6 protein-coding genes are annotated in these 6413 nt (G+C 53.4%); all 6 read right to left on the minus strand.

The window, feature by feature from the left end; all coding sequences use genetic code 11:
- Positions 1–157: 157 nt before the first annotated feature.
- The gene (rfbA, locus tag ACSSNI_RS12685) at positions 158–1036 is read right to left on the minus strand and encodes a glucose-1-phosphate thymidylyltransferase RfbA (RefSeq protein ID WP_448259416.1); all 879 of its coding nucleotides are present in this window, start codon (positions 1034–1036) and stop codon (positions 158–160) included.
- Positions 1033–1932, minus strand: coding sequence for a dTDP-4-dehydrorhamnose reductase (gene rfbD, locus ACSSNI_RS12690; protein ID WP_448259418.1), 900 nt, complete (start codon positions 1930–1932; stop codon positions 1033–1035). The genes rfbA and rfbD overlap by 4 nt, the downstream gene beginning before the upstream one ends.
- Positions 1929–3023 carry a dTDP-glucose 4,6-dehydratase gene (rfbB, locus tag ACSSNI_RS12695; RefSeq protein ID WP_448259419.1) on the minus strand — a complete coding sequence of 365 codons (1095 nt, stop codon included), beginning with the start codon at positions 3021–3023 and terminating at the stop codon, positions 1929–1931. The genes rfbD and rfbB overlap by 4 nt, the downstream gene beginning before the upstream one ends.
- Before the next feature lie 88 nt (positions 3024–3111).
- The gene (locus tag ACSSNI_RS12700) at positions 3112–4578 is read right to left on the minus strand and encodes an MBL fold metallo-hydrolase RNA specificity domain-containing protein (protein ID WP_448259421.1); all 1467 of its coding nucleotides are present in this window, start codon (positions 4576–4578) and stop codon (positions 3112–3114) included.
- Positions 4579–4650: 72 nt separating this feature from the next.
- Entirely contained in the window at positions 4651–5715 is a 1065-nt protein-coding gene (locus ACSSNI_RS12705) for an LPS O-antigen chain length determinant protein WzzB (RefSeq protein ID WP_448259423.1), read from the minus strand.
- Between the two features lie 151 nt (positions 5716–5866).
- Complete coding sequence (gene ihfB, locus ACSSNI_RS12710) at positions 5867–6151, minus strand: integration host factor subunit beta (protein WP_019340642.1); 285 nt, start codon at positions 6149–6151, stop codon at positions 5867–5869.
- Positions 6152–6413 lie beyond the last annotated feature (262 nt).

Here is a 6413-nt window from a genome sequence, read left to right on the forward strand (position 1 = left end):
GTGATTTTAAATCCTAACGCCAGACTAGTGTTTGTAGAAACCGACACATGTCAGGCCGTGTTATATACGTTGACGCCCGTTATTCTTCTTGACCACATATAAAACGATATCCAATCACTCTATCTAGCTGTGTCAGATACGCCATCGCTTTAACTTATTAAGGCTCGCACAATAATGTCATAAGATATCTTCCGTAAGCTGTCTTCTCTAGACGTCTTGCCTGGTCAGCCAGCTGGCCTGAGCCTATCCAGTCTTGGCGAAAGGCTATTTCCTCCAGGCAAGCGACCTTTAAACCCTGGCGTTGCTCGATGGTATGAACGAAATGTCCCGCCTCTAACAAGGCCTCATGCGTTCCGGTATCCAGCCACGCGAAGCCGCGCCCCAACATTTCTACCCTTAAAGTTTGATTTTCCATATAAAAGCGGTTGATATCGGTTACTTCTAACTCACCACGAGCAGAGGGCTTAATTGACTTGGCGATATCAACCACACGGTTATCGTAAAAATACAAGCCAGTAACAGCATAATTCGACTTTGGCTTTGTGGGCTTCTCTTCGATACTGATCGCCCGCCCCTGCTGATCGAATTCGACTACACCGAATCGCTCAGGGTCAGATACGTGATAACCGAATACTGTTGCGCCATCGATGCGAGAGTTGGCAGCTTTCAGGTTTTCAGAGAAGTGTTGCCCGTAAAAGATATTATCTCCGAGAATCAGGCAGCAGGCGTCATTACCGATGAATTCTTCTCCAATAAGGAATGCCTGCGCTAATCCATCCGGTGATGGCTGCACCGCATACGAGAGATTGATGCCAAACTGCTTTCCATCACCGAACAGCTTCTGGTAACTCGGCAAGTCATCCGGAGTGCTGATAATCAGAATTTCACGGATTCCTGCTAGCATCAGCACAGAAAGAGGGTAATAGACCATTGGCTTATCATAGATTGGTAATAGCTGCTTGGAGACACCGAGAGTGATCGGATGCAGTCGGGTGCCGGAGCCACCGGCGAGAAGAATGCCTTTACGCTGGGTCATTGTCTGTTCCCACTCACTTCTTTTAAGAGCCGCGTTATGCCGTCTTGCCACATCGGTAGATGCAATCCGAAATTAGATACTAATTTTCGGGTATCCAAACGGGAGTTTCGCGGCCGCTGGGCGCAGGTTTGATATTCGCTGGTGCTAACAGGTGAAATATTTTCTATCTTGAGCTTTATTCCATGACTTAGAGCGCTACTCACGATAAAGCGCGCATAGTCATACCAGGAGGTTTCACCAGCGGAGGTAAGATGGTAAAGCCCCGCCAACTCGGGCATGGCCACCGCGCGATGCAGCGCGTGAGCTGTTACATCGGCTAGGAGATCAGCGCCTGTTGGTGCTCCAATTTGGTCATCTATCACTTGAAGATGATCCCGCTCATCCGCCAAGCGCAGCATGGTTTTCGCGAAATTGTTTCCATGTGCGCCGTACACCCAGCTAGTGCGAAAAATCAAGTGCTTACAGCCTGATGATTCTATAGCCCGCTCGCCGAGCAACTTACTCTTGCCATACATATTCAATGGGGCAGTAGGGTCGTATTCGTGCCAAGGTTTTTCACCACTTCCGTCAAAAACATAATCGGTCGAATAGTGCACAAGCCAACCATTGAGTCGTTGTGTTTCCTCGGCGAGAAATTTTGGCGCCTCATGGTTTATCTGCAGCGCTTTAGCAGCCTCGTTTTCGGCTTTATCGACAGCAGTATAGGCTGCTGCGTTGACAATGATGTCTGGCTGCACACTTTCAATAGTAAGGCGCAGACCCTCGAGGTCAGTCAAATCACCACAGAGGCCATCCTCGCCCTCGCGGTCTGGCGCTACCACTCTACCTATCGGCGCGAGCGCACGCTGAAGCTCCCAGCCTACCTGCCCATTTTTACCGAGTAGGAGGATCTTCATGGGTTTGCAGGCCTATGGCTGTAATTTCTCTCAAGCCATCCCTGATAAGCACCAGTCTTGATGTGCTCAATCCAGCCGGTGTTTGCCAGATACCATTCAACTGTTTTGCGAATGCCAGTCTCGAAGCTTTCTTCCGGCGTCCAACCGAGTTCACGCTGGATCTTGCTGGCGTCAATGGCGTAGCGCAGGTCATGGCCGGGACGGTCCTGGACGTGGGTGATGAGGTCTTTGTAGGTGGTTAGGTGGCTGGCATATGTATTCCCCGCTACAGGGCGGAGTTCATCAAGTAGACTGCAGAGTATCTGGACAACTTCGATGTTCTGTTTCTCATTGCGGCCGCCAATATTGTAGGTCTCGCCAACCTGCCTTTCGGTGATCACTTTGTACAAAGCACGAGCGTGGTCTTCGACGTAGAGCCAGTCGCGTATCTGATCTCCTTTGCCGTAAACCGGAAGCGGCCTGCCCTCTAAGGCATTGAGGATGATCAACGGGATGAGCTTCTCAGGGAAGTGGTACGGTCCGTAGTTGTTAGAGCAGTTTGTGATCAGTACCGGCAAGCCATACGTACGCTGCCAGGCCCGGACCAGATGATCGGAACTTGCTTTGCTCGCTGAATACGGTGAGCTTGGCGCGTATGGCGTGGACTCAGTGAAAAGGTCTTCCGGGCCTTCCAGATCTCCATACACTTCGTCAGTGGAGATGTGGTGGAAGCGGAAGGCTGCCTTTCGGCTGTCGTTCATCTCTTGCCAATACAGGCGGGCGGCTTCCAGCAGGGTATACGTACCAATGATATTAGTTTCGATAAAAGCTGCCGGACCATCAATGGAGCGATCAACATGAGACTCAGCGGCAAGGTGCATTACTGCGTCAGGCTGATGCTCGAGGAAAACCCGGTCGAGTTCGGCACGGTCGCAAATATCGACGTGCTCGAAGGCGTAGCGCTCGTTATCGCAGACATCGTCTAAGGACTCGAGGTTGCCGGCGTAGGTCAACTTGTCAAGGTTGACTACCGAGACGTTCGTCCTGCCGATGATGTATCGGATCAAAGCCGAGCCGATAAAACCGGCTCCGCCGGTTACGAGAATCTTCACTATTCAAATTTCCTTTGACGACTAACAAGACTATCCACAAACGACGCTGGGTAAAGAGCCACTCAGCGAGTGACTTGTCCTTAAACGTTCACAGCTGTAGCTTCATCTGATTTTCGGTCTCTGCATAGCGAGCCTTCAGCGTGTCGGCCAGCGCTTGCTTGGCATTTTGCTCCCCATGCACCACCCGTATCTCAGTCGGCCACTTCTGCATCCCAGTCACAAACTCAATCAGCCCTTTCTGATCCGCATGAGCAGAGTAGCCGCCAATACTGGTGATGCCTGCCCGAATATCGCAACGCTCGCCATCCAGATCCACATGGCCGCCCTTCGGCCCGTAGGTCTGAATGGCATGTCCGGGGGTCCCTTGGGCTTGGTAACCAACGAACAATACGTTGTGCCGCTTATCCCCCAGCATGGCCTTTAGGTAATTGAGGATGCGACCGCCGCTACACATGCCACCACCGGCAATAACGATGGCTGGGCGTGCAGTCTGGGCCAGATGTTTAACGATGCGCTGATGATCACCGTGGCTGTCTATTGTAATGAGCTGTTCGAAGGCCAACGGGCGGCGTCCGGATTGGATGCGTTCGCGGGCCTCTTCGTTCCAGAAGGGTTTTAGACTTCGGTAGGCCTCGGTGAAGTGGCTTGCGAGGGGTGAGTCGAGGATGACGGGGAGTTCGGGCCAGTTGGGTTCGTCAGACTGCGTTGCGGCCTGATTCGCGAGCGAGCTCGCTCCTACAGAGACGGGCTTGGCGCTTTGCTTGCTCTGAATGATGTCTTCGAGTTCATAGAGCAATTCCTGGGTGCGGCCGATGCTGAATGCGGGGATGAGGACGGTGCCATGGTCTTCGAGGGCTTGCTCGATGACGGCTTCGAGCCGCTGCCGTCGGTTGCTGCGGTCTTCGTGGAGGCGGTCGCCGTAGGTGCTTTCTAACACCAGGATGTCGGCGCGTTCAGGTGATTCGGGGGGCATCAAAAACGGTGCGTGCGGCGCGCCGAGATCGCCAGAAAAAACGACGCGCTTGCTCTCCCCTGCTTGCGGGTAAGCCAGATCGATCTCGACGTAGGCAGAGCCCAGAATATGCCCGGCACGCTGCAGCCGTATGCGTGCCAGCAGCTCGTCCGAATCTGTCAGGGTGAACCACTGTTTATACGGCAGCGCGATGATCCGCTGCTCTACGAGTTGGATGTATTGCTCGATCTCTGCCCGGTCACGGCTGAAGCCTAACTTGAAGGCATCTTCCAGCACGATCGGCAGGAGTTTGGCGGAAGGCTCGCTACATAGAATGGGGCCATCGAAGCCTGCCGCCAGCAGGTAGGGTATGCGCCCGACGTGGTCGATATGCACGTGAGTGGCCACCAGCGCTTTTATGGTGTCCAGCGAGAATTCAATGGAGAGGCGATCCGCGCCAGCGTAATCCGGAATCGAAGCGTCATTGCCCTGGAACAGGCCACAGTCGATCAGCAGGCTGGTGTCGGCATTCATGCGCAGTTGATGGCAGGAGCCGGTAACGCCGTCCTTGGCGCCGTGATGTTCTATTTGAGGATAGTACATAGTTATTCCATTAACGTTGCGTTAGCTGTGAGCGAACTGCTCACCCCAATCTTTGTAGGAATGAAGCGAACTTCACCTCCCGCGTCGGATTAACACCTTAATTAGCGCAACGAACACTCCAAGCATCCCACCGAGAACGATTCCAAGCGCGACGATTAACGACTTCTTTGGCTTGATGGGCGTTTCGGGTACTTCCGCGACGCTGTCCAAGGTGAACACTGATACGTTCTCTGGTCGCACCTCTACTGTCTTTAGAAAAGAGAGCTGCTCCTGGGAACTACGCAACTCGGGGATAAAGGGGTCGTCAGACTCGCGGGCTTCTAGCACCTTCATTTCTGCTTCGATTGCTTTAGCGCCCCGCATATAGGTCAAGCTGCCATCGATAAACTCTGAAAGCTCCTCGTTTGAAGATGTTCGGCCAGCGGTTACCTGTGGGCTATCCATACCGACTGCCCTAGCCACGACCAATGCCTCTTTCAAAATAGCGATACGGTCTTCACGCCGCTGCTGAGCGGTGCTCCGCAAAGAAGCAATTCGGCGTTCGACGGAGCGGATACGAATGTCCAGCTCGCTCGACACGTTAAGTTGCATGTCACGCTCAGAGGCCTCTGCGGCGCGGCTTATCAGCTCATTCGCCCAGGCAGCTGCTTGGTCCGGTTCACTTTGTTGTACGGCGACCTCGACCAGTTCAGTACGCTGCTTATCGGGCGTCCGGATCGACAGGATCTCGTTAAACTCTGACCAAAGCTGGTCTCGTGGGGCGGCCCGAGCAGCTTCTGGTAACGAGGGAATGTATACGTCCCTGAAAAAGTCACGCCGAAGAGAAAGAGATCTTAAATTACGAGTGAATACCGCATAAACCTCATCAACTGTGAACGGCTTGAGCTGGGATTGATTCCCTGATGACTCCGTTCTGCCGGCGTTGTAGGACGCGATGTCAGAGAGCAACGGGGGAAGGACGGTGGCCTTGGCTTCGTAAACAGGCGTTGAAAACAGCGCGTATGCCAAGGCTATCGCTGCGCCTGCAATCGTGGCGCAGATGATGATGAGTTTCTGAGACCATAGCGCTTTGGCCAACTCCACTAGGTCGATTTCGTCATCTCGCGTGTGGGCGGCGTAGCTTCCTGTTTCCTGCATGAATCCCCTCCAAGGGAAGCGCTAAATAAAAACGGCGCATACTGCCACGGAGAGTAAAAATTGCCAAACCAAACAGCGAATAATTGTTAAGACGCTGACCTACGGCATTTTTCATATAAGCGAGCGAACAAACACTTCCATTTAACGACAACTATTCGTCTTCATTAACCCTATCCCGCAGCTCCTTCCCCGGCTTGAAATGCGGGACGAACTTGCCGTCGAGCGGGACGGATTGGCCGGTCTTGGGGTTACGACCGACGCGGGGGGCGCGGTAGTGGAGGGAAAAACTGCCGAAGCCGCGAATTTCGATGCGGTCACCGGTGGCTAGCGCCTGCGCCATCTGCTCAAGCATAGTTTTGATTGCCAGCTCCACATCCTTGGACGAAAGCAGCCCTTGCTGGGTGACGATACGCTCGATCAACTCCGACTTGGTCATGGTTTTCCCTTCGTTTTCAAGCGGCTAGATCATTTGGGTTGCGCTCGTTTTTAGCATGTTGTTCAGAGTTTGAACAGCCCGACCAAGGGAACCGATTCACGCTTGTATTGCATACCGATACCAAAGCGTGCTGAGCGAAAGAGGCGTTCCGGTGCGACAACCGCCTCGCTTCAACGAGTTTGGCGATCGAGTAGGAGGCGGATTCACATCCGCCGTCCTCTCACACCACCGTACGTACGGTTCCGTATACGGCGGTTCAGGT

The sequence above is a fragment of the Stutzerimonas tianxiuensis genome (genome assembly GCF_053470365.1).